Source organism: Streptomyces sp. NPDC006393 (genome assembly GCF_040628575.1).
In the GTDB taxonomy this organism is placed as follows: Bacteria; Actinomycetota; Actinomycetes; order Streptomycetales; family Streptomycetaceae; genus Streptomyces.
Genome location: NZ_JBEXZD010000127.1, coordinates 1 through 22598 on the forward strand (window position 1 = coordinate 1; position 22598 = coordinate 22598).

Genomic DNA, 22598 nt, shown 5'->3' on the forward strand with positions numbered 1-22598 from the left:
CTCCGAGTCGGGTGCGCTAGGGTCACGGAGGGTCGAGGAACGGAGGCCGCGGATGTCGCGCGATGCCCGGTGGAAGGCGCTGCTGGAGCTGCTCGTCGAGCGCGGCCGGCTGGAGGTCGAGGAGGCGGCGGCCGAACTGCGGGTGTCGGCCGCGACGATCCGGCGGGACTTCGACCAGCTCGCCGAGCAGCAGATGCTGGTCCGCACCCGGGGCGGCGCGGTCGTGCACGGCGTCTCCTACGAACTGCCGCTGCGCTACAAGACGGCCCGCCGCGCCTCCGAGAAGCAGCGGATCGCCAAGGCCGTGGCGGACCTGGTGGCGCCCGGCGAGGCGGTGGGGCTGACCGGCGGCACGACGACCACGGAGGTGGCCCGCGCCCTGGCGGTGCGCGGCGACCTGGCCTCCGGCTCCCCGGCCCTGACGGTGGTGACGAACGCGCTCAACATCGCCAACGAGCTCGCCGTACGGCCCCAGTTCAAGATCGTGGTGACCGGTGGGGTCGCGCGTCCGCAGTCGTACGAGCTCATCGGCCCGCTGGCGGACGGGGTGCTCGGCCAGATCACGATCGACGTGGCGGTCCTCGGCGTGGTCGCCTTCGACGTCGCCCACGGCGCGGCGGCCAACGACGAGGCGGAGGCCGCCATCAACCGGCTGCTGTGCGAGCGCGCCGCACGCGTGGTCGTCGCCGCGGACTCCAGCAAGCTGGGCGGGCGCGCCTTCGCGCGCATCTGTCCGGCCGAGTCGGTGGACACCCTGGTCACGGACTCGGCGGCGGGGCCGGAGACGGTGCGCCGGTTCGAGGAGGCGGGCGTCCGGGTCCTCACCGTCTGAGGGCGCTCCTGCCGGTGAGGGCACGGCGTCAGGTCCGCAGGAAACCCACACCGCGGCCGTCGTTGCAGCCGGAGGGCACCGCGCGGTCCTCGACGGGACCGCCCTGGTGCGCCTTGAGCGCCACGCTCGTCAGCGACAGGAGGAGATCGACGTCGGCCGACGCGTCGAGGCGGATCGTCACCCATGACGAGCCCGGTACGACGCGGATGGCGGCGAAGCGCTTCAGGTCGCCGGCGAGACGGCGTATGGCCCGGTCGGTGAGGTGGAGATCGACGTCCCGGCCGGAGTGGAAGTGGGCGATCTCCCCGTGCGCCGAGCTGAGCGCCTGCCCGGTGCCGCAGCTCGGGGCCGCTTCCATCAGGTCGGGCCAGGTGGCCAGTTGGGCGAGGGCACGCGCCGCGAGCGTCATGGACCCATCATGGCGCGCTCACCGCACGGCAACCGATACGTGAGCGAGCCTTAACCGATCCGTGTCCAAAAGCGGCCGGACGCGGTCCGCTCGGCTCCGGGACCCTCAAGGCCCTTCCTGTCCCTGCCGGCGCCCGCCGGTTCGCTCTGGCGCCCGCCGGCTCACTCCGGCTCACTCCGGCTCCTGCCGGCTCCGTCCGTCCCCTCCGGCTCCCGGTTTCCGGTGACCCGCATTTCCGGCGGCACCAGGAGCCTCTGATCGCTTCTGGGGGCACACTTGAAGTAAGGGCCGACGGTGGGCACGAGGGGGTGTCGAAGGTGACACGTCGTGCGGGAGAGTGGCTGTGGCGGTGGCGGCGCAATCCACTCAGGCGGACCAGTGATGTCGTGGAGGCGTGGATCCTTCTCTTCGCCTGGGCCCTCGCCCTGGCGGGCGGACTGCTGACGGGGCTGCTGACGGCGAGCGCCATGCAGGACAGCGCGCAACGGGTGCGCGAGCAGAGCCGGCCCGTGTCCGCCGTCCTCACCCACGAGGCGGCACAAGGCTCCGCCCGGCCGACGAGCAGCGCCCTGGCGTGGGGGACGGTGCGCTGGAGCGAACCGGACGGCTCGACGCACACGGACCGGACCAGGGTCCCGGCCTCCGCGACGCCCGGGTCCCACGTCACGGTGTGGACGAACGGGCACGGCACGCTGACGTCACCGCCCGCCTCCACGGCCGACACCGCCTTCCAGTCCGGGCTGGGCGGCCTGTGGGCGGGCGCGGCCACGGCGGGCCTCGTCATCGGCGGCGCCAAGCTGATCCAGAGCCGGCTCGACCGCCGCCGCTTCGACCAGTGGGCCGAGGAGTGGGCCCGGGTGGACACCTGGTGGGGTCGCAAGACCGGCTGACACCCGTGCCAGCCCCCGCGTCTGCGCCGCGATCGCCGGACAGGCCCTATAGGGGGCGTCTCGACCCCTAGCTGCCGAAGCCCTCTCGGACGATGCGGCGGGCCACCGTGGTGCGGGCCCCGGCGAGTTCGGCCGTGATCAGCCGTTCCCGATCGTCGTCCGTCGCCACGACTGCGGGAGCGGACGGGCCTGCGAGCAGACAGGCACGCCTGAGGTGTGTCGGCGGGTGGGTCGCATCGACGCTGTGTCCGCGCCGAACGCCGACGCGTCGCTGCCGCTCGTACTCGTGGTCGGGGATCGATGCCATGTGTGCTCTGAGCCGGTCCCAGATCTCCGCCGGCTCGGCCTCCGACGTGCGGGCGCCCCGCGTTCCGACGAGGGCGGCCCGGCTGACCTCGCGCCGAAGGGCGACGGCGACGGAGTCCGCGACCAGGAGCCGGTCCATCAGGCCCACGGCCGCCTCGGTGGACGCCGCGCGGGCGGCCTCGCGGTCGGCCAGGTACTCGGCCCGCTGGGTGGCTTGCAGCGTCAGGTGGTCGAGCAGCGTCAGCACACCCTTCAGGAACAGCCGCGGAACGGCGAAGAGCAGGTTGACGACCATCTCGGCGACGGACGGGTCGGCTGTCGGGCAGAAGTAGTAGTGCCAGGTGGTCAGTGAGCGGTACGCCGTCGACAGGACCGGACCGTGGCGTGTGTCGCCGTTGCTGTAATGGGCGAGTTCGTGGCCCAGCAGCGCGACCCTCTGCTGCGGCGTGAGGATCTCCCACAGCGGAAGCCCCAGCGTCAGCAGTCGCCGCCCGCGTACGCCGTACGCCATGACGCTCGCGTTGACCTCCGCGTCGACCCAGATTCGATCGACACCACGGGTGCCGACGACCCGGGCGACCTCGTCGACCAGAGCGAAGAGCTCAGGCGCCTCGTCGCGGTGGAGCACGGGTCCCGCCTCGGGCAACCGCGCGCCTCGCGGTCTGAGGGGCCACGCCACGGCGAGGAGGAGCAACCCCGGCACCATGCCCGCACCGCCCCACCCGCGCACCAGCCACCAGGCTCCGCCGACGACGAGGGCAACGGTGACGCCGTGCACGGCGAGCGCCATCGCGAAGGCGAGCAGCGAGAAGGTGTCGCGCCGGGCGCGCAGACTCCCGCCGGCCGTCACCTCGCCCAGGAGCTTCTCGCCGTGCCGTCGCGCCAGCGCGCGCCGCGCTCTGTCCAGCCGGTCGCCCTCTTGGTGGGGCCCTTCCGGGTCCACGTTCCAGTCACAGGCTCCGCACCAGGAGACGAACCTGCCGTCCGCGTGGATCTCGGCACCGCACTCCGGACACGACTGAGACTTCTCCTCAGCAGTGCGCACGCCTGCGCCCTCCCCCGTCCGCGCGGCCCCTCCCCTGAGACCGCCTGTTCATGACAATCCAAGTCGATCATGCCAGACCACCCACGTAAAGGACCTCGCGACATGAGGGCCGCCCGTCGACCGATCGCGCCGACCCTCGATCACCCCCACCCCGCCCCACCGCACCCCTTGTCGCCGCCCCGCCGCATATCTAGCCTGGTTTTGTGCCGCTTCTAAACAAAGTCCGTCTGCACACCGTCGTGCCGGACAACGCCCTCACACGGCTCCGTGCCGCCCTGACCGCCTTCTTCGCCCTGGACGGCTTCGTCTTCGCCGGCTGGGTGGTCCGCATCCCGGACGTCAAGCACCAGACCCACGCCTCCACCGGGGAACTCGGCCTCGCCCTTCTCGGTGTGTCCGCGGGCGCCGTCGTCACCATGACCCTCACGGGCCGCCTGTGCCGTCGGTACGGCAGCCATCCGGTCACCGTCGTCTGCGCCGTCCTCCTCTCCCTCAGCGTCGCCCTGCCCCCGCTCACCCACTCCGCCTGGGCGCTGGGCGCGGTCCTCCTGGTCTTCGGCGCCGCGTACGGCGGCATCAACGTCGCCTTCAACAGCGCGGCCGTGGACCTGGTGGCCGCGCTGCGGCGGCCGATCATGCCGAGCTTCCACGCCGCCTTCAGCCTCGGCGGCATGGTGGGAGCCGGAGTCGGCGGATTCGTGGCGGGACATCTCTCCCCCACCCGCCATCTGCTGTGTCTGACGGCGGTCGGCCTGCTCGTCACCGTCGTCGCCGGGCGCACGCTCCTGCGGCAGCCGCCCCCGCGACCGGCCGCGCGGACGCGGGACCGGTCGGAGCAGCCGCATCCGCGGCGCCTGGACGGCCGTACCCGCGGGGTCGTTCTCGTCCTGGGCCTCATCGCGCTGTGCACGGCCTACGGCGAAGGCGCCATGGCCGACTGGGGCGCGCTCCACTTCCAGCAGGACCTGGGCGCCTCGCCGGGCGTCGCGGCGGCCGGCTACTCCTGTTTCGCCCTGGCGATGACCATCGGACGGCTGACCGGGACCACCCTCCTCCAGCGGCTGGGCCGCACCCGCACGATCGTGGCCGGGGGCTCCGTCGCCGCGGCCGGCATGCTGCTCGGCTGTCTCGCGCCGTCGGTGTGGGCGGCGCTGCTCGGCTTCGCCGTCACCGGGGTCGGGCTCGCCAACCTGTTCCCGGTCGCCGTGGAACGCGCCGGCGCCCTGGCCGGTCCGAGCGGTGTCGCCGTCGCCTCCACGCTCGGCTACGGCGGCATGCTCGTCGGCCCCCCGGCCATCGGGTTCATGGCCGACTGGCTCTCCCTGCCGGCCGCGCTCACCAGCGTCGCCGCCCTGGCCGCGGTCGCCGCGGGGGTCGGGTTCGCCACCAGGCGGTCGACCGGCGAATGACCGACGGCGGATCCCGCTCGCCACATGGGCCGATCCGGTGCCGTACGGCGTGTCTCGCCCGGCAGCCTCTCCGCTCACCGGCGCGGTCCGTCCGGCAGACTGCCCCCATGAAGACTGCCGAGTTCCTTCAAGCGCTGGATCAGGAGGGCCGCCTGCTGGCCGCCGCGGCCGAGGAGGCGGGGACCGACGCCGTCGTACCGACGTGTCCGGACTGGCGGGTGCGGGACCTGCTGGGACACACGGGCGCGGTGCACGAGTGGGCCGCCTCCTTCGTCGCCGACGGGCACACCTCACCGCGCCCCATCGGGGATCCGCCCGCGCTCGACGGGGCCGAACTGGTGGCCTGGTACCGGGACGGCCACCGGCGGCTCGTGGACACCCTGGCCGGGGCGCCGGCCGCCGTGGCGTGCTGGACGTTCCATCCCGCGCCCCAGGATCCGCCCTCGCCACTGGCCTTCTGGACCCGGCGGCAGGCGCACGAGACGGCCGTCCACCGCTTCGACGCGGAGCAGGCGCGCGGCGGCACGCCGACCCCGATCGACGGCGAGTTCGCCGTCGACGGCATCGACGAGCTGCTGCGCGGCTTCCACGCCCGCTCCAGGAGCCGGGTCCGCACTCCCGACCCGCGCGTGCTGCGGGTGCGCGCCACGGGCACGGCCGACGGCGCGGACGCGGTGTGGACCGTACGGCTCTCGGACGGGCCGCCGGTCACGGTCCGGGAGGCCTCCGCCGCGGCCGACGCCGAACTCTCCGGACCGGCCGAAATGCTGTACCTGGCGCTGTGGAACCGGGTCCCGGTCCCGCACGTGACGGGCGACGATTCGCTCGTCGCGCTGTGGCGGGACACCTCGGCGATCGTCTGAGTCCACGAGCCGGGCGATCATCCGGGTACGGGCCGGACGATCACCCGCGTCCGGGCCAGGCGATCACCCGCGTCCGGGCCCGAACCGGCGGGCGGGCATGGGGCTCGCAGCGGGCGTGGGGCTCGCGGCGGGCGTGCGCCGCCTCAGCCCAGCCAGCCGGGCCTGACCAGCCCCGACTCGTAGGCCAGGACGACCAGTTGAGCGCGGTCGCGGGCGCCGAGCTTCACCATGGTGCGGCTGACGTGGGTCTTCGCGGTGAGCGGGCTGACCACCAGGCGGCGGGCGATCTCCTCGTTGGACAGGCCGATGCCGACCAGGGCCATGACCTCCCGTTCGCGCTCGGTGAGCCGGACGAGGGCATCGGCGGTCGCGGGCTCCTTGGAGCGGGCCGCGAACTCGGCGATCAGCCGGCGGGTGACTCCCGGGGACAGCAGCGCGTCGCCGCCGACCACCGCCCGTACCGCGCGCAGGAGTTCGTCGGGTTCGGTGTCCTTGACCAGGAACCCGGAGGCGCCCGAGCGGATCGCCTCGAAGACGTACTCGTCGAGTTCGAAGGTGGTGAGCATGACCACCTTGACGTCCTTCAGGCCGGGGTCCTCGGTGATGCGGCGGGTCGCGGCCAGCCCGTCCAGTGCCGGCATGCGGATGTCCATGAGCACCACGTCCGGGCGCAGCTCGCGCACCAGGCGCAGGGCCTCCTCCCCGTCGGCGGCCTCCCCGGCGACCTCGATGTCCGGCTGCGCGTCGAGCAGTGCCCTGAACCCGGCCCGCACCAGCGACTGGTCGTCGGCGAGAGTCACGCGGATCACCGGTTCTCCTCCTTGATCGTCAGCGGCAGCACGGCGAGCACCCGCCAGCCGCCGTCGGGGCGCGGGCCCGCGTCGATCGTGCCACCGAGCGCGGCGGCCCGCTCGCGCATCCCGGCCAGGCCGTTGCCGCTGCCGCCGGCGTCCGCGCCGGTCGCCGGGCCGTCGTCGTCGATGCGCAGCCTCAGCGTGTCGCCGCCGTGGTCGAGGCGCACGCGCGCGTTCCGGGAGCCCGAGTGCCGTACGACGTTGGTGAGGGCCTCCTGCACGATACGGAAGGCGGCGAGGTCGGTGCCGGGCGGCAACCGGGGCGGGGAGCCCTCCACGTCGACGGTGAGGCCGGCGCTCGCCGCCTGGTCCACGAGCTCGGACAGCCGGTCCAGGCCGGGCGCCGGGGCGCGCGGGGCGGCTCCCGGGGCGCGCAGGGTGTCGAGCACCTGGCGCACCTCCCCCAGTGCCTCCTTGCTGGCGGCCTTGATGGTGGTCAGCGCGGTGCGCGCCTGCTCCGGGTCGGTGTCCAGGAGCGCGAGGCCGACGCCGGCCTGCACATTGATGACGGAGATGCTGTGGGCGAGGACGTCGTGGAGCTCGCGGGCGATCCGCAGCCGTTCGGCGTCGGCGCGCCGCCGGGCCGCCTGGGCGCGCTCCGCGCGTTCCTTGACCCACTGCTCGCGGCGTACGCGGCCCAGTTCGGACACGGCGACGACGGCCACCACCCAGGTGGCGATGACGAGTTGCTGGCCCCAGGAGGAGGCGGTGTCGCCGGACGGCGGCAGCCACCGGTAGAGCCAGAGCGCGATGAGCGCGTGCCCGGCCCACAGCAGGCCCACGGACGCCCAGGCGGCCCTGCGGTGCCCGGCGACGACGGCACTGAAGCAGCTCACGGCGACGGCCAGGAACACCGGTCCGTACGGATATCCGGCGGCGAAGTAGGCCAGCGTGGCCACCGCCGTGCCGTACGCGACGAACACCGGGTGCCGCTTGCGCCACAGCAGCAGCCCGCAGGCCACGCACAGCAGCGCGTACGCGTAGGGGTCCAGCGCCTCCCGGGTGCCGTGCTGGTTGCGGGACGAGAAGTGGGAGCCGATGAGCACGAAGGCGGTGAACAGCGCGGTGGAGACGACGGGCCAGTGGGCGCCCGGCGTCTCCTCCTCGTCGGCGCGGGACCACCACGGGGGCCGTGCCGCCACCAGCGCGGCGGACCGCCCGCGCGCAGGCGCTGCTCTTCCATGACGGCCACGCTAGACGCCCCGCGCCGCCCGCGCGTCACCCCGGCGAGGTGATCACCCGTACTCCCCGGGAAGTACGGCCGCTGACGTGCCGCAGCGGTCAGGCGGGGCAGGTCAGGACCTCAGGCCCACCCCGTGGGCGAGCCGGACGGCCGCGTGCCGGAAGAAGGGCGCGCGGTCCTCCACCACCCGGTGGAACTGGCCGAACACCTCGAAGCCGACCAGCCCGAACAGCTGCGCCCAGGCGGCGACGAGAGCGGCGACCACCTCGGGGGGCAGGTCGGGCGCGAGGTCGGCTCTCATCCGCTCGGCCTCCTCGCACAGGTCGGCGGGGAGCGGGGGCGCGGTCAGCGCCTCCCGTTCGTGGGCGTCGCGGGTGATGCCGATGAGGAGGAGGCCGACGCGGGCCGCCGACGGGACGGTCGTCTCGGGCGCGGTGTAACCGGGCACGGGCGAGCCGTAGATGAGGGCGTACTCGTGCGGGTGGGCGAGGGCCCAGCCGCGCACCGCCTCGCACACGGCGGTCCAGCGCTCCAGGGGCTCCGCGCCGGCGACCGCGCCGTGCGCGGCCTCCGCTGCCCCCGCTGCCTTCGCCGCCTCCGCCGCCTCGCCCAGCGAGTCGTAGGCGTCGATGATCAGCGCGGTGAGCAGGTCGTCGCGGCTGGGGAAGTACCGGTACAGCGCGGAGGAGACCATGCCCAGTTCACGGGCGACGGCACGCAGCGAGAGCTTCGCCGCGCCCTCGGCGGCGAGCTGTCTGCGCGCCGCGTCCTTGATCGCGGCGGTGATCTCCGTCCTGGCCCGGGCTCGGGCGCCCTTTGCGGTGTTCATGGGGAGGAGTGTCCCATGTTTTCAGAGCACCGCACACAAAAGAGAGCACTGCTCTTGCTACGGAGCACCGATCCAGTGCACACTGTTCTCGAACGAGAGCACCGCTCTCCCGAATCAGTGGGGGTCACCATGTCGTCGTCGCCGTACTACCTCAAGGGCAGCCCGATGAACGTCCGTCTGAACGGCGTGATCGGCTGGCTGGCCCGGCACGGACTGAGCCTCGCCGGCACGGCGGAGATGTCCGTGCGCGGCCGCAAGAGCGGCAAGCTCCAGCGCATCCCGGTCAACCCGCACACCTACGAGGGCGCGCAGTACCTCGTCTCGGCCCGCGGCCACTCCCAGTGGGTGCGCAACATGCGCGCCGCCGGCGGCGGGGAGCTGCGCGTCGGCCGGAAGGTCCGCGCGTTCACCGCGGTGGAGCTTCCCGACGCGGAGAAGCTGCCGATCCTGCGGACCTACCTGGAGAAGTGGGGCTGGGAGGTCAACCAGTACTTCCAGGGGGTCACCGCCAAGTCCTCCGACGCGGAGCTCGTCGCGGCCGCCGGCGACCACCCGGTGTTCCGCATCACGGTCACGGACTGACCGCGTCCCCGGCGGGGTCCTGCGGGACGGGCGCGGCGGACCTGCGGTCCATCACGGACAGCGCCCGCTGGGCCGCCGGGTGCGTGCGGACCAGCTCGCCCAGCGAGGTCGAGCCCTGGGTGATCTCCTTGAACGCCCTCCAGGCCGGACGGAAACCGGTCAGGGCCGCGTGGAAGAGGCCCGGGCGGCGTTCGAAGACCGCCAGCATCCGCCGGCCGACGGCCATCTCGACGCCGAGCCCGGCCTTGATCGCGAACGCGTAGTTCAGTGCCTGGCGCCGGGCGTCCACCGCGTCGTGCGCCTCGGCGATCCGCACCGCCCACTCGCCCGCGAGCCGCCCGGACCGCAGCGCGAACGAGATGCCCTCGCGCGTCCACGGCTCCAGCATCCCGGCCGCGTCCCCGCACACCAGCACCCGCCCGCGCGACAGCGGCGAGTCCTCGGCGCGGCAGCGGGTCAGGTGCCCGGAGGAGATGCTCGGCTCGAAACCGGCCAGACCGAGACGGGCGATGAAGTCCTCGAGGTACCGCTTGGTCGCGGCGCCTTCACCGCGGGCCGAGATCACCCCGACCGTCAGCGTGTCTCCCTTGGGGAACACCCAGCCGTAGCTGCCCGGGATCGGACCCCAGTCGATCATGACCCGTCCGCGCCAGTCCTCGGCCACGGTCTCGGGCACCGGGATCTCCGCCTCCAGACCGAGGTCCACCTGGCCCAGCTTCACACCGACATGGGCGCCTATGCGGCTGGCGCTGCCGTCGGCGCCGACCACGGCGCGCGCGAGGACCGTCTCGCCGCCCTGGAGGACCACGGCGACCGTGCGCCGGTCCGGCACCGCCGAGCCGTGCTGCTCGACCCGCACCACGGTCGCACCGGTGCGCAGTTCGGCGCCCGCCTTCTGCGCGTGCTCCACCAGCTGCTGGTCGAACTCGGGCCGGTTGATCAGCCCGAACAGCATCTGCCTGGAGCGCCGGGTGCGGGTGAAGCGGCCGTTGTTCGAGAACGTCACCGCGTGCACCCGGTCCTTCAGCGGGAGCTCGAAGCCCGGCGGCAGGGAGTCGCGCGAGGGGCCGATGATCCCGCCGCCGCACGTCTTGTAGCGCGGCAGCTCCGCCTTCTCCAGCAGCAGCACGCGCCGTCCCGCGACCGCCGCCGCGTAGGCGGCGGAGGCCCCCGCGGGCCCCGCGCCCACCACGACGACGTCCCACACCCGCCGCACGTCGTCCGCCGAAGAGTTCTCGCTGCTCACGATGGTCCACCGCTCCAGATCAAGCCGGCTGCCGCTGCTGTCCCCCGCATCCTACGGCGGCCGTCGCCGGGGGCCGCTGTGGGAGGATCGCCTTCGTACGCGCACCGCCCTCGGGCCGCGCCTACGCTGACACGATCATCTTCGAACACAGAAGTGCTCGGACGTACCGCCCAGGTGCGCACGGGCACCACGTCGCACCCACAAGGAGCGTGCCCATGTCGTCGAATCCGGTCGCCGAGACCGTCGCGTCCCTGATGCCCAGGGCCAAGGCGGAGCTTGCCGAACTGGTGGCCTTCAAGTCGGTGGCGGACTTCGACCAGTATCCGAAGAGCGAGAGCGAGGGCGCCGCGAACTGGGTCGCGGACGCGCTGCGCGCCGAGGGCTTCACCGACGTGGCACTGCTCGACACCCCCGACGGCACCCAGTCCGTGTACGGCTACCTGCCCGGCCCCGAGGGCGCCAGGACGGTCCTGCTGTACGCCCACTACGACGTGCAGCCGCCGCTGGACGAGGCCGCCTGGGCCACCCCGCCGTTCGAGCTGACCGAGCGCGACGGCCGCTGGTACGGACGCGGCAGCGCCGACTGCAAGGGCGGGGTCATCATGCACCTGCTCGCGCTGCGCGCCCTCAAGGCCAACGGCGGCATACCGGTCGCCGTCAAGGTGATCGCCGAGGGCTCGGAGGAGATGGGCACCGGCGGCCTGGAGCGCTACGCCGAGGAGCACCCCGAACTCCTCAAGGCCGACACCGTCGTGATCGGCGACGCCGGCAACTTCCGCGTGGGCCTGCCCACCGTCACCACCACCCTGCGGGGCATGACCCTGGTCCGCGTCCAGGTCGACACCCTCGAAGGCAACCTGCACTCCGGCCAGTTCGGCGGCGCCGCCCCCGACGCGCTCGCGGCGCTGGTCCGCGCCCTGGACTCGCTGCGCGCCGAGGACGGCTCGACGACGGTCGACGGTCTGGACGGCGGCTCCGCGTGGGACGGCCTCCAGTACGACGAGGAGCAGTTCCGCAAGGACGCCAAGGTGCTGGACGGGGTGGAGCTGATCGGCTCCGGCACGGTCGCCGACCGGATCTGGGCCCGCCCGGCGGTCACGGTCCTCGGCATCGACTGCCCGCCGGTCGTCGGCGCCACGCCGTCCGTGCAGGCCGGCGCCCGCGCGCTGATCAGCCTGCGGGTGCCGCCGGGCGTCGACGCGGCCGCGGCGACCAAGCTGCTCCAGGCCCACCTGGAGGCGCACACGCCGTGGGGCGCTCGGGTGCACACCGAGCAGATCGGCCAGGGCCAGGCCTTCCGCGCCGACACCACGAGCCCCGCCTACCAGGCGATGGCCGACGCGATGGCGGTCGCCTACCCGGGCCAGGAGATGCAGTACGCCGGGCAGGGCGGCTCCATCCCGCTGTGCAACACGCTCGCCGCGCTCTACCCGCAGGCCGAGATCCTGCTCATCGGCCTGAGCGAGCCGGAGGCGCAGATCCACGCCGTGAACGAGAGCGTCTCCCCCGAGGAACTCGAGCGGCTGTCGGTCGCCGAGGCGCTGTTCCTGCGCAACTACGCGGCGGGCTGAGCCACTCCGCCCCGCGGCGCGAACGGCTCCCCGACACCCCGCTCTGCCCACGACAGAGGGCCCTCGACCCCGGTGGGGGCCCTCCCTGGGGTATGCCAGATCCGGGCCCTGGGCCGGGACCCCGCCGACGTACGGCGGATCGTGCTCACGCGCTTCCACGAGGACCACGCGGGCGGAGCGGCCGAGGTGGCCGGGCTGTGGGGGGGCCGAGGTGCCGGCCCACCGCCTGGACGCGCCGGTCGTCCGCGGCGAGGTGCCGCCGGTCCCCGAGGACCGGGAGCGGCCCCTCCATGCCAGAGCCCTCGAGCAGCTGCCCGAGGGCGAGCGGCTGCGGCCGAAGCAGGTGACCGAACTCTCCGACGGCCATGTGCTCGACTTCGGCGACGGCGCCCACGTGGTCCACGCCCCGGTCACACCCGCCGCCTTCCGGCGGCTCGCCACGCTCGACGCGGAGATGGCCTGCTTCGGCCACGGCGATCCGGTGACCGCACGGGCCGGCCGGGCGCTGCGGGCATCGACGGACCGGTACCGGACGCCCGGCTGGGACAAGGTCGTGTACCCGCGGGGTGTCAGCCGCCGACCGTGTACCTGCGGGGTGTCAGCCGCCGACCGGGACACCCGCCTCCAGATACACCGCCGCGCCGCGCTCGCGGGCCCGCAGCGCCCAGCGCAGCCGTTCGTAGCGGACGGGCGGCAGCAGCCTCGCGGCCTCCTGCTCGGTGACGAACCGGCAGTCGCGCAGCTCGGGTCCGGGCAGCAGCAGCCGGCCGGCCGCCGCGGAGTCCAGCCGGCCGCCGTCGAAGAGCAGCCGCAGACCGCCGAAGGCGGGCGGGGCGGGCCGTTCCCAGTCGACGACGAGCAGCCGGGGCACCTCGTCCAGCCTCAGTCCGGTCTCCTCGGCGACCTCGCGCATCCCCGCGCGGGCCGGGGCCTCGCCGGGTTCGACGACGCCTCCGGGGAACTCCCAGCCGGGTTTGTAGGTGGGGTCGACGAGCAGCACCCGGTCGTGCTCGTCGAAGAGGAGCACGCCGGAGGCGACGGTCTCCGCGGTGGGTTCGGGCGTCTGCACGATGTCGCAGACGGGTACGGCGCCGCTGCCGACGGCCTCGGCGACGCGGACGGCCGTCTCGTAGGGGGTGAGGGCACTGGTGTCGACGAGGTGGGCGTCGGCGGCCAGCCATGAGGCGAGGGCGGCGCGGTAGGGCTCGATGTGGTCGTAGGCCCACTGGCGTGTCCGCGCCTCGCCGTCGGGCAGGTCGGGCGGGACCTCGCGGCCGGCTATCCGCTCCCGCAGGATCGTTTCCGCCGGGGCGAGGAGGATGTGCCGGACGCCGATCCGGCGGGCGGCGAGGCCGCCGAAGATCTCGTCGCGGTACTCCTGACGCAGCAGGGTCATGGGAATGACGAGGGTGCCGCCCAGCTCGGCGAGCATCGCGGCCGCCGTGTCGATCACCAGCCGGCGCCAGATCGGCAGGTCCTGGAAGTCGCCGACCTCGGCGAGGTGCTTGGGCGGCAGGAGGTGGTGCGTGAGCATGCCGCCGATGATCTCGGGGTCGAAGAGCGTGCTGTTCGGGATCAGGTCGATCAGTTCCCGTGCGGTGGTGGTCTTCCCCGCACCGAACGAGCCGTTGATCCAGACGACGGTCACAGGTCCCCCTCTTCTGTTGGCCCCCTGTGGCTTGCCCGCTTCACCCTGCCACGGAAACCAGGCCCAGTTGAGGGCGCGGACACGCCACGGCGCCGGCACCCCGGAAGGGGGCACCGGCGCCGCCCGCGGTGTCCGGGCCGGCCTCAGCCGGTCTGCCCCAGGGGTCCGTCGCCGAGGTCGAGGCTGTCCTGGCTGACGAGGTGGTCCACCGTGCCCACGGTGTCCTTGACGTTCAGATCCTCCAGGGCGCCGCGGTCGGCGGCGTGCGAGGGGGTGACGGCGGCCACCACGAAGCCGGTGGCGAGGGAGGCGAGGGCGAGCATGCTGCGCTTCTTCATGGCCGGTTCAACTGCGCCGGCCCGGCGGAGGTCACGCACCCGTCGACGGCGGCGTGTTCCGGCCGCGAGCCCTCCGCTTGAACGGTATCGAACAGATCGGTCGGGCCTCTTCCAACAGAGTCCGACAGGTTCTACCGTAAGCGCGCATCAATGACGCGAGCATGACGTCATTGCCACCTCGTCCTCGCGAGTTCGGAGGAACGCTCCATGCGCCACCCGCACACGCGCACGATCCGCCGAAGACTGCTCGGCACGCTCACCGCGGGACTGCTGTGTACGGCCGGACTGGCCGTACCCGCCGTCGCGGCCCCCGCCCGGTCCGGCGCCACGCCCGTCGAAGACGCGGCGACGCCCGCCCTGGCCGACGGGCTCGCCCTCACCCCGCCGATGGGCTTCAACAACTGGAACTCCACGCACTGCCGTGCCGACTTCAACGAGTCCATGGTCAAGGGCATCGCCGACCTCTTCGTCGACAAGGGCCTGAAGGACGCCGGATACCGGTACGTCAACCTCGACGACTGCTGGGCCCTGCCCGCCCGGGACGCCGACGGCAAGCTCGTCCCCGACCCGGTCCGCTTCCCCAACGGGATCAAGGCGGTGGCCGACTACGTGCACTCCAAGGGGCTCAAGCTCGGCATCTACACCAGCGCGGGCACCAAGACCTGCAACAGCGCCGGCTTCCCGGGCGCGCTCGGCCACGAGTACAGCGACGCCCGGCAGTTCGCCGACTGGGGCGTCGACTACCTCAAGTACGACAACTGCAACAACCAGGGCGTGGACGCCAAGCAGCGCTACACCACCATGCGGGACGCCCTCGAGGCCACCGGCCGGCCCATCGTCTACAGCATCTGCGAGTGGGGGCAGAACAAGCCCTGGGAGTGGGCGTCCGACGTCGGGCACCTGTGGCGCACCACCGGTGACATCAGCGACAGCTGGGGCTCGATGCTGTCGATCCTCAAGCAGAACCTGCCGCTCGCCCCGTACGCCGGTCCCGGGCACTGGAACGACCCGGACATGCTGGAGGTCGGTAACGGCGGCATGACCGACACCGAGTACCGCACGCACTTCTCCATGTGGTCGATCATGGCCGCGCCGCTCCTCATCGGCTCGGACCTGCGCAAGGCCTCCCCGGCGACCTTCGAGATCCTGGACAACAAGGAGGTCATCGCCGTCGACCAGGACCCGCTGGGCAAGCAGGGCGCCGTCGTCTCCTCCGAGGGCGGACGCTGGGTGGTCGCCAAGGAGATGAAGGACGGCAGTCGCGCGGTGGCCCTGTTCAACGAGACCGGCGCACCGCAGCGCATCGCCACCACCGCGCGAGCCGTGGGGCTGCCCGACGCGGACGCCTACACCCTGCGCGACCTGTGGCAGCACCGGAGCTACAACACCGCCGGCGCGATCTCGGCCACCGTACCGGCCCACGGCACGGTCCTCGTCCGGGTGTCGGCCGATCCGCGCTGGGCCGGGAACCCGCCCGCCGTCGAACTCGGCCTGAGCGGCAGCCCGCTGATCCAGGCGGGCAAGCCCGCCACTCTGACCACCACGGTCACCGACCTGGGCCGGACACCGGCCACCCGCGTCACCGTGGCACTGAGCGGCCCGGAGGGCTGGACGGTGCGGGCCCAGTCCCCGACGGCCGCCCCCGTCGTCCCGACCGGCAGGGCACTGCGCACCGCGTGGACGGTCACGGCGCCGCCCGGCACGCCCACGGGCTCGTACGGCCTGACGCTGAAGGCGACTCACCGCTCCCCGACCGGCGAACGCGTCGACAGCACCCTGCCGCTCAGCGCGTCCGTGGTGGTGCCGCCGCCCGCCGGAACGTCGTACCTCGGCGACCTGCCCTGGCTGTCGGCGACCAACGGCTACGGTCCCGTGGAGCGCGACACCAGCAACGGCGAGAGCGCCGCGGGCGACGGCCATCCGATCACCCTCGGCGGTGTGGTGTACGCCAAGGGGCTCGGCGTCCATGCCCAGAGCGACGTGGAGTACTACACCGGCGGGGCGTGCACCGAGGTCACCGCGGACGTCGGCGTCGACGACGAGAAGGGCGCCAAGGGCACCGTCGCCTTCGAGATCTGGGCGGACGGCACCAAGGTCGCCTCGACCGGCGTCCTCACCAACGCCATGCCCGCCCAGCCGGTCACGGCGGACGTCACCGGCGCCCAGGTCGTCCGGCTCGTCGTCACCGACGGCGGCGACGGTATCGACTCCGACCACGCGGACTGGGCGAACGCACGGCTCAGCTGCTGAGGCACCCGACAGCCTGCGTGCGGGACCCGGCCGAGAAGGGCGGGTCCCGTGCGGGCCTCATCGGCGGCCGGCGCCGTCAGACGCCGGCGGCCGTGGTGTCGGCCCGGGCCTGAAGGGCCGCCGCGGCGGCTCCCACCAGGCCGGCGTCGGTGCCCATGCGGGCCGGGACGACGGTCAGGTGCCGGACGAAGGAGAGGGTCGCGTAGTCGGCGAGGGCCTTGCGCAGAGGGGCGAGGAGCACGTCGCCCGCCTTGCCCACTCCCCCGCCGATCACCGCGATGTCGATCTCGACGAGGGTCGCGGTCGCGGCGATGCCCGCGGCCAGGGCCCGCGCGGCACGCTCGAAGGAGGCCACGGCCACCGGGTCACCGGCACGCGCCGCGGCGGCCACCGCCGCGGCCGACGTGTCACCGTCGGGACCCGGGCGCCAGCCGTTCTCGAGCGCCCGGCGGGCGATGTTCGGGCCACTGGCGATGCGCTCGACGCAGCCCCGTGAGCCGCACGGGCACGGGTCGCCGTCCAGGTCGACGCTGATGTGGCCGATGTGGCCGGCGTTGCCCGTCGGCCCGGGATGCAGCCGGCCACCCAGGACCAGGCCGCCGCCCACGCCGGTGGAGACCACCATGCACAGCGCGTTGTCGTGGCCGCGGGCCGCGCCCTGCCAGTGTTCGGCCGCCGTGATGGCCACGCCGTCACCGATCAGCGCCACGGGCAGCCCTCCCGTGGCGGCCCGGGCCCGCTCGACGAGCGGGTAGTCGCGCCAGCCCGGCACGTTGACGGGGCTGACCGTGCCGGCGGAGGCGTCCACCGGGCCCGCACTGCCGATGCCGAGGGCCCCGGCCCTCCCCCACAGCGGCGTCGCGGCCAGTTCCGCCAGCACGTCCTCCACGGCCCGCATCACGGTGTCGCCGTCCTCCCGCGCGGGCGTGGCGCGCTGCGCGCGCACCAGGATGCTGCCGTGGCCGTCCACCAGCGCGCCGGCAATCTTGGTGCCGCCGATGTCGAGCGCCGCCACGAGGTCGGTGTGCATCTGAGTCAGATCTCCCCGTCAACCATGAAGGAACCAAGAAGTGCGCGCAGCCCGGTCTCGCGGTGGGGGCGCAGGCCGGAGTATGCGGTGAACAGTCTCTCTCGCTGATGACAACGTTGTCCAGGCTCTATGCTCGACGCCACATCCTCATACGCACCGCACCCGGGGATCGAACCGCCCCCTTCGTGGACGACAGGACAGGACGCCGCATCGTGCCAGAGACCGCCCCCCGAGCAGACCGCCCGGCCGACCGCCTCCGGGACCGCCCGGCCGGGACCCGCTACGGCAACCGTCCGACGATGAAGGACGTGGCGGCCCGGGCCGGCGTCGGTCTGAAGACCGTCTCCCGGGTGGTCAACGGTGAGCCCGGTGTCACGCCGGACACCGAGCGGCGCGTCCAGGAGGCCATCGAGGCCCTCGGCTTCCGCCGCAACGACAGCGCACGGGTGCTGCGCAAGGGCCGTACGGCGAGCATCGGGCTGATCCTGGAGGACCTCGCCGACCCGTTCTACGGGCCGCTGAGCCGCGCGGTCGAGGAGGTCGCCCGGGCGCACGGGGCCCTGCTGATCAACGGCTCCAGCGCGGAGGACCCGGAGCGCGAGCAGGAGCTGGCGCTCGCGCTGTGCGCGCGCCGGGTGGACGGGCTGGTCGTGATCCCGGCCGGTGACGACCACCGGTACCTGGAGCCGGAGATCAGGGCGGGCGTGGCCACGGTGTTCGTGGACCGCCCGGCGGGCCGCATCGACGCCGACGTCGTGCTGTCGGACAACTTCGGCGGGGCCCGCGACGGCGTGGCGCACCTGATCGCGCACGGCCACCGCAGGATCGGCTTCATCGGCGACATGCCCCGGATCCACACCGCCGCCGAGCGGCTGCGCGGCTACCGGGCGGCGATGGAGGACGCGGGGATATCCGTGGCGGACTCCTGGATGTCGCTGGGCGTCACCGATCCGGAGCGGGTGCGCCGGGCCGCCGAGGCCATGCTGACCGGGCCGGAGCCGGTCACCGCCGTGTTCGCGGGCAACAACCGGGTGACGGTCACGGTGATCCGCGTCCTGGCCGGGCTGTCCCGTCCGGTCGCCCTCGTCGGTTTCGACGACATCGAACTGGCCGATCTGCTCCAGCCGGGCGTCACCGTCGTCGCCCAGGACGCGGCGGCGCTCGGGCGCACCGCCGCCGAACGCCTCTTCCGTCAGCTGGACGGCACCCTTCTCACCCCCGAACGCATCGAGCTGCCGACGCGACTGGTCACACGGGGTTCCGGGGAGCTGCCGCCCTCGGGCTGAGCGGACGCCGGCGCATCGCACGACCCGGACGGCGTCCGCTCCTGACTACTGGGCGGAGGCCGTGAGGTCGCCGCGGCGCGGGGCGGCGAAGCCCTCCAGGTCGGACCGGGTCAGGCCGGTGAGGCGGGCCACCTCGGCGATGTCGAGGGCGCCGCAGTCCAGGCCGCGCAGCAGGTAGCCGCTGAGCGCCTTGGCGGTGGCGGGCTCGTCCATCACGTCACCGGCGGTGCGGTTGGCGTAGCGGGACAGGCGGGCCGCCGCCTGCTCGAAGCCCTCGCGGTAGAAGGCGAACACGGCCGCGTACCGGGTGGGGATGTGTCCGGGGTGCATGTCCCAGCCCTGGTAGTAGGCGCGGGCCAGGGCACGGCGGGTGAGGCCGTAGTGCAGCCGCCAGGCGTCGTGCACCTTCTCGGTCGGGCCGACGGGCAACACATTGGTGGAGCCGTCCGAGACGCGGACGCCCGTGCCGGCCGCGGCGACCTGCATGACGGCCTTGGCGTGGTCGGCGGCCGGATGGTCGCTGGCCTGGTAGGCGGCCGAGACACCGAGGCAGGCGCTGTAGTCGAAGGTGCCGTAGTGCAGGCCCGTGGCCCGGCCCTCGGCGGCCTGGATCATGCGGGCGACGGTGGCGGTGCCGTCGGCGGCCAGGATGGACTGGCTGGTCTCGATCTGGATCTCGAAGCCGAGGCGGCCCGGCTGAAGCCCGTGGGCCTTCTCGAATGCCTCCAGGAGCCGCACCATCGCGGTGACCTGCTCGGGGTAGGTCACCTTGGGCAGCGTCAGGACCAGCCCGGCGGGCAGGCCGCCGGCCTCCATCAGGCCGGTGAGGAAGACGTCGAGGGTGCGGATGCCCCGGTCGCGCACCGGTGCCTCCATGCACTTCATGCGGATGCCCATGTAGGGCGCCGCCGTGTCCTTCGCGTACGCCTCGGCGACCAGCCGGGCCGCGCGGGCGGCCGCCTGGTCCTCCTCGGCGTCGGGGCGGGGCCCGTAGCCGTCCTCGAAGTCGATGCGCAGGTCTTCGATCGGCTCGCGTTCCAGCTTGGCGCGGACGCGCGAGTGGACCGGCTCGGCGAGTTCGTCGCTCAGCCCCAGCACGCGGGCGAAGGAGGCGGCGTCGGGGGCGTGTTCGTCGAGGGCGGCGAGGGCCTGGTCGCCCCAGGAGCGGATGGTGTCGGCGGCGAAGACGTCACCGGGTACGTAGACGGTGTGGACGGGCTGGCGGGTCCCCGGGTCGCCCGGGTAGCGGCGCTCCAGCTCGGCGTCGACCGGTGCGAGGGAGGCGCTGATCTCCTCGCCGACGGCGCCCGCCAGGCTCGTCGCCACCTGCTCCTGCTGGCCCTGACCCATGCCCACACCCTCCTGTTATTCCACTCTACGGAATCAACAATCCGTAGAGCGAAGTTATCCATGGATCTTCCATGGGGTCAACACCTGTCCGCAGCCTGGGCCGTCGGCGGCCCGAGAACAACCGGAGCACGCCGAGGCCCCCGTGACCACGGGGGTCACAGGGGCCTCGTAGCGACTCGGGTACGAGCCGGCCGATCCGGCGGGCGGGGCTCAGCCCTTGCGCGCCTTGATCTCCTCGGTCAGCTGCGGGACGACCTCGAACAGGTCGCCGACGACGCCGTAGTCGACCAGGTCGAAGATCGGGGCCTCCGGGTCCTTGTTGACCGCGACGATGGTCTTCGAGGTCTGCATGCCGGCCCGGTGCTGGATGGCGCCGGAGATGCCGTTGGCGATGTACAGCTGCGGCGAGACGCTCTTGCCGGTCTGGCCGACCTGGTTGGTGTGCGGGTACCAGCCCGCGTCCACGGCGGCACGCGAGGCACCGACGGCCGCGCCGAGGGAGTCGGCCAGCGCCTCGATGATCGCGAAGTTCTCGGCGCCGTTGACGCCACGGCCGCCGGAGACCACGATCGCGGCCTCGGTCAGCTCCGGACGGCCCGTCGACTCACGCGCGGTGCGACCCGTGACCTTGGTGCCGGTGGCCTTCTCGGAGAAGGACACCGACAGGGCCTCGACCGCACCGGCGGCCGGGGCGGCCTCGACGGCCGCGCTGTTCGGCTTGACCGTGATGACCGGGGTGCCCTTGGAGACACGGGACTTGGTGGTGAAGGACGCGGCGAACACCGACTGGGTGGCCACCGGACCCTCGGCGCCGGCCTCCAGGTCGACGGCGTCGGTGATGATGCCGGAGCCGATCCGCAGCGCCAGACGCGCGGCGATCTCCTTGCCCTCCGCGGAGGAGGGGACGAGGACGGCGGCCGGGGACACGGCCTCGACGGCCGCCTGGAGGGCGTCCACCTTCGGCACCACCAGGTACTCGCCGTACTCCGGGGCGTCGTGGGTCAGCACCCGCGCGGCGCCGTGCTCGGCCAGCGTGGCGGCGGTGTCGGCGGCACCGTTGCCAAGGGCGACGGCGACCGGCTCGCCGATACGGCGGGCCAGGGTCAGCAGCTCCAGGGTGGGCTTGCGGACGGCACCGTCCACGTGGTCGACGTAGACGAGGACTTCAGCCATGGGACTTCTTCTCTCCTGCTTGCGAAGTGTGAAGGGGCGGGAAGCGAGCGGGCCTCAGATGAACTTCTGGCCCGCGAGGAACTCGGCGAGCTGCTTGCCGCCCTCGCCCTCGTCCTTGACGATCGTGCCCGCGGTGCGCGCGGGGCGCTCGGCCGCCGACTCGACCACCGTGTAGGCGTTCTCCAGGCCGACCTCGTCCGCATCGATGTCCAGGTCGGACAGGTCCCAGGACTGAACCGGCTTCTTCTTGGCCGCCATGATGCCCTTGAACGACGGGTAGCGGGCCTCACCGGACTGGTCGGTCACCGAGACGACCGCCGGGAGCTGCGCCTCGAGCTGCTCGGAGGCGGCGTCGCCGTCGCGGCGGCCCTTGACCGTGCCGTCCTCGACCGACACCTGGGACAGCAGGGTCACCTGCGGCACGCCCAGCCGCTCGGCCAGCAGCGCGGGGACGACGCCCATCGTGCCGTCCGTGGAGGCCATGCCGGAGATCACCAGGTCGTAGCCGGCCTTCTCGACCGCCTTCGCCAGCACCAGGGAGGTGCCGATCGCGTCGGTGCCGTGCAGGTCCTCGTCCTCGACGTGGATCGCCTTGTCCGCACCCATCGACAGCGCCTTGCGCAGCGCGTCCTTGGCGTCCTCCGGACCCACCGTCAGCACCGTGACCTCGGCGTCGTCGGCGTCCTCGGCGATCTGCAGCGCCTGCTCGACCGCGTACTCGTCCAGCTCGGAGAGCAGACCGTCCACGTCGTCCCGGTCGACGGTCAGGTCATCGGCGAAGTGCCGGTCGCCAGTGGCGTCGGGCACGTACTTCACAGTGACAACGATCCTCAAGCTCACGCCGGCTCTCCTACTGCATCGTCATTTCAGGGCTGCCTTCTTGCAGGCAGCATAGGCGCCTGAAGCGGCCGATCCCGGTCGGGGCGACCCCGCGTCCCGGCCGGAACATTACTCGTCAGTACACCCAGTTCATGCCCGCTAAGCAAGCGCTTTGAACTGTGACCTTCGCAACGCAGCGTAACCGGAACTCGACCGCTCCGCAGGCGGGAGGTCCGTGGGATCAGTCACGCAGAGCGTTGAAACGCCCCTGGTGATACACCAGGGGACGCCCGGCGCCGGTGGGGTCGCCGTGGACGACCTCGGCGATCACGATGCGATGGTCGCCCGCCGGAACACGCCCCACGACCCGGCAGACCAGCCAGGCCAGCACGTCGTCGAGGACGGGCACCCGCTCGGGACCCTCACGCCAGGACGTGGCCGGACCGAACCTGTCTGCGCCGCTGCGGGCGAAAGTGGCGGCCAGGTCCTCCTGGTGCTCGCCGAGTATGTGGACGCCGATGTGGTCGGTGCGCGAGATCGCGGGCCAGCTGGATCCCGTGGTGCCGATGCCGAAGGAGACCAGCGGGGGCTCGGCGGAGACGGACGTCAGGGAGGTGGCCGTGAAGCCGACCGGTCCCGCCTCGTCGAGTGCGGTGATCACCGCGACACCTGCCGCGTGCCGCCG

At 73.1% G+C, this 22598-nt stretch carries 20 protein-coding genes and 2 pseudogenes; 9 read left to right on the forward strand and 13 right to left on the reverse strand.

Annotation, left to right across the window (positions count from 1 at the left end):
• The first annotated feature begins 52 nt into the window (after positions 1-52).
• Complete coding sequence (locus ABZ484_RS33535) at positions 53-832, forward strand: DeoR/GlpR family DNA-binding transcription regulator (RefSeq protein ID WP_358869722.1); 780 nt, start codon at positions 53-55, stop codon at positions 830-832.
• A 28-nt stretch (positions 833-860) separates the two neighbouring features.
• Here ABZ484_RS33535 and ABZ484_RS33540 read toward each other — a convergent pair whose 3' ends face one another.
• Positions 861-1241 carry a luciferase family protein gene (locus ABZ484_RS33540; RefSeq protein ID WP_358869723.1) on the reverse strand — a complete coding sequence of 127 codons (381 nt, stop codon included), beginning with the start codon at positions 1239-1241 and terminating at the stop codon, positions 861-863.
• A gap of 317 nt (positions 1242-1558) precedes the next feature.
• On the opposite strand from ABZ484_RS33540, the gene ABZ484_RS33545 reads away from it, so the two are divergent.
• Positions 1559-2131, forward strand: a complete 573-nt coding sequence (locus ABZ484_RS33545; RefSeq protein ID WP_358869724.1) for a hypothetical protein — start codon at positions 1559-1561, stop codon at positions 2129-2131.
• Positions 2132-2198: 67 nt separating this feature from the next.
• Here ABZ484_RS33545 and ABZ484_RS33550 read toward each other — a convergent pair whose 3' ends face one another.
• Positions 2199-3482 (reverse strand): M48 family metalloprotease, encoded by a 1284-nt coding sequence (locus tag ABZ484_RS33550; RefSeq protein ID WP_358869725.1) that lies wholly within the window; start codon positions 3480-3482, stop codon positions 2199-2201.
• 239 nt (positions 3483-3721) lie between these two features.
• Between ABZ484_RS33550 and ABZ484_RS33555 the strand changes: the two genes are divergently transcribed.
• Both ABZ484_RS33555 and ABZ484_RS33560 read left to right on the forward strand, forming a co-directional pair.
• Entirely contained in the window at positions 3722-4891 is a 1170-nt protein-coding gene (locus tag ABZ484_RS33555; RefSeq protein WP_358869726.1) for an MFS transporter, read from the forward strand.
• A 107-nt stretch (positions 4892-4998) separates the two neighbouring features.
• On the forward strand, positions 4999-5754 hold the full coding sequence (locus ABZ484_RS33560; RefSeq protein WP_358869727.1) for a maleylpyruvate isomerase family mycothiol-dependent enzyme: 756 nt from the start codon (positions 4999-5001) through the stop codon (positions 5752-5754).
• Positions 5755-5897: 143 nt separating this feature from the next.
• On the opposite strand, the gene ABZ484_RS33565 is transcribed toward ABZ484_RS33560, so the two are convergent.
• From ABZ484_RS33565 to ABZ484_RS33575, 3 genes and pseudogenes are all read right to left on the reverse strand, one after another.
• Positions 5898-6563, reverse strand: a complete 666-nt coding sequence (locus tag ABZ484_RS33565) for a response regulator transcription factor (protein WP_358869728.1) — start codon at positions 6561-6563, stop codon at positions 5898-5900.
• Positions 6560-7791 (reverse strand): annotated as a pseudogene (locus ABZ484_RS33570) (sensor histidine kinase). The gene ABZ484_RS33565 and the pseudogene ABZ484_RS33570 overlap by 4 nt, the downstream one beginning before the upstream one ends.
• Positions 7792-7903: 112 nt before the next feature.
• The gene (locus ABZ484_RS33575; RefSeq protein WP_358869729.1) at positions 7904-8620 is read right to left on the reverse strand and encodes a TetR/AcrR family transcriptional regulator; all 717 of its coding nucleotides are present in this window, start codon (positions 8618-8620) and stop codon (positions 7904-7906) included.
• Between the two features lie 129 nt (positions 8621-8749).
• On the opposite strand from ABZ484_RS33575, the gene ABZ484_RS33580 reads away from it, so the two are divergent.
• On the forward strand, positions 8750-9202 hold the full coding sequence (locus tag ABZ484_RS33580; protein ID WP_358869730.1) for a nitroreductase family deazaflavin-dependent oxidoreductase: 453 nt from the start codon (positions 8750-8752) through the stop codon (positions 9200-9202).
• Here the strand turns inward: ABZ484_RS33580 and ABZ484_RS33585 are convergent.
• Complete coding sequence (locus ABZ484_RS33585; protein ID WP_358869731.1) at positions 9192-10448, reverse strand: geranylgeranyl reductase family protein; 1257 nt, start codon at positions 10446-10448, stop codon at positions 9192-9194. The genes ABZ484_RS33580 and ABZ484_RS33585 overlap by 11 nt on opposite strands.
• 215 nt (positions 10449-10663) lie before the next feature.
• Between ABZ484_RS33585 and ABZ484_RS33590 the strand changes: the two genes are divergently transcribed.
• Both ABZ484_RS33590 and ABZ484_RS33595 read left to right on the forward strand, forming a co-directional pair.
• A complete protein-coding gene (locus ABZ484_RS33590; protein ID WP_358869732.1) occupies positions 10664-12019 on the forward strand; it encodes a dipeptidase in 1356 nt (451 codons plus the stop codon).
• A gap of 141 nt (positions 12020-12160) precedes the next feature.
• Positions 12161-12247 (forward strand): annotated as a pseudogene (locus ABZ484_RS33595) (MBL fold metallo-hydrolase); the annotation flags it as partial.
• Positions 12248-12617: 370 nt separating this feature from the next.
• Here ABZ484_RS33595 and ABZ484_RS33600 read toward each other — a convergent pair.
• Positions 12618-13667: an NUDIX domain-containing protein gene (locus ABZ484_RS33600; RefSeq protein ID WP_358869733.1), complete on the reverse strand. Its 1050-nt coding sequence runs from the start codon at positions 13665-13667 to the stop codon at positions 12618-12620.
• Between the two features lie 143 nt (positions 13668-13810).
• Positions 13811-14005, reverse strand: coding sequence for a hypothetical protein (locus tag ABZ484_RS33605; RefSeq protein WP_358869734.1), 195 nt, complete (start codon positions 14003-14005; stop codon positions 13811-13813).
• Positions 14006-14212: 207 nt separating this feature from the next.
• On the opposite strand from ABZ484_RS33605, the gene ABZ484_RS33610 reads away from it, so the two are divergent.
• Entirely contained in the window at positions 14213-16255 is a 2043-nt protein-coding gene (locus ABZ484_RS33610) for an NPCBM/NEW2 domain-containing protein (protein ID WP_358869735.1), read from the forward strand.
• A gap of 76 nt (positions 16256-16331) precedes the next feature.
• Here the strand turns inward: ABZ484_RS33610 and ABZ484_RS33615 are convergent, their stop codons facing one another.
• Entirely contained in the window at positions 16332-17285 is a 954-nt protein-coding gene (locus tag ABZ484_RS33615; protein WP_358869736.1) for an ROK family protein, read from the reverse strand.
• A 185-nt stretch (positions 17286-17470) separates the two neighbouring features.
• On the opposite strand from ABZ484_RS33615, the gene ABZ484_RS33620 reads away from it, so the two are divergent.
• Positions 17471-18571 carry a LacI family DNA-binding transcriptional regulator gene (locus ABZ484_RS33620; protein WP_358869737.1) on the forward strand — a complete coding sequence of 367 codons (1101 nt, stop codon included), beginning with the start codon at positions 17471-17473 and terminating at the stop codon, positions 18569-18571.
• A 45-nt stretch (positions 18572-18616) separates the two neighbouring features.
• Here the strand turns inward: ABZ484_RS33620 and ABZ484_RS33625 are convergent, their stop codons facing one another.
• The 4 genes from ABZ484_RS33625 to ABZ484_RS33640 all read right to left on the reverse strand — a co-directional run.
• Entirely contained in the window at positions 18617-19921 is a 1305-nt protein-coding gene (locus ABZ484_RS33625; protein ID WP_358869738.1) for an aldolase/citrate lyase family protein, read from the reverse strand.
• Between the two features lie 210 nt (positions 19922-20131).
• Positions 20132-21094, reverse strand: a complete 963-nt coding sequence (locus tag ABZ484_RS33630; protein ID WP_358869739.1) for an electron transfer flavoprotein subunit alpha/FixB family protein — start codon at positions 21092-21094, stop codon at positions 20132-20134.
• A 54-nt stretch (positions 21095-21148) separates the two neighbouring features.
• Complete coding sequence (locus ABZ484_RS33635; RefSeq protein ID WP_358869740.1) at positions 21149-21934, reverse strand: electron transfer flavoprotein subunit beta/FixA family protein; 786 nt, start codon at positions 21932-21934, stop codon at positions 21149-21151.
• A gap of 220 nt (positions 21935-22154) precedes the next feature.
• A partial coding sequence (locus tag ABZ484_RS33640; protein WP_358869741.1) for a flavin reductase family protein occupies positions 22155-22598 on the reverse strand: 444 nt, incomplete at its 5' end.

Bases quoted from the DNA above. Each gene is read 5' to 3' on its own strand.
- ABZ484_RS33575 (WP_358869729.1), bottom strand. From the start codon at position 8,620: ATGAACACCGCAAAGGGCGCCCGAGCCCGGGCCAGGACGGAGATCACC.
- ABZ484_RS33615 (WP_358869736.1), bottom strand. From the start codon at position 17,285: ATGCACACCGACCTCGTGGCGGCGCTCGACATCGGCGGCACCAAGATT.
- ABZ484_RS33540 (WP_358869723.1), bottom strand. From the start codon at position 1,241: ATGACGCTCGCGGCGCGTGCCCTCGCCCAACTGGCCACCTGGCCCGAC.
- ABZ484_RS33560 (WP_358869727.1), top strand. From the start codon at position 4,999: ATGAAGACTGCCGAGTTCCTTCAAGCGCTGGATCAGGAGGGCCGCCTG.
- ABZ484_RS33605 (WP_358869734.1), bottom strand. From the start codon at position 14,005: ATGAAGAAGCGCAGCATGCTCGCCCTCGCCTCCCTCGCCACCGGCTTC.
- ABZ484_RS33630 (WP_358869739.1), bottom strand. From the start codon at position 21,094: ATGGCTGAAGTCCTCGTCTACGTCGACCACGTGGACGGTGCCGTCCGC.
- ABZ484_RS33610 (WP_358869735.1), top strand. From the start codon at position 14,213: ATGCGCCACCCGCACACGCGCACGATCCGCCGAAGACTGCTCGGCACG.
- ABZ484_RS33535 (WP_358869722.1), top strand. From the start codon at position 53: ATGTCGCGCGATGCCCGGTGGAAGGCGCTGCTGGAGCTGCTCGTCGAG.
- ABZ484_RS33590 (WP_358869732.1), top strand. From the start codon at position 10,664: ATGTCGTCGAATCCGGTCGCCGAGACCGTCGCGTCCCTGATGCCCAGG.
- ABZ484_RS33625 (WP_358869738.1), bottom strand. From the start codon at position 19,921: ATGGGTCAGGGCCAGCAGGAGCAGGTGGCGACGAGCCTGGCGGGCGCC.
- ABZ484_RS33580 (WP_358869730.1), top strand. From the start codon at position 8,750: ATGTCGTCGTCGCCGTACTACCTCAAGGGCAGCCCGATGAACGTCCGT.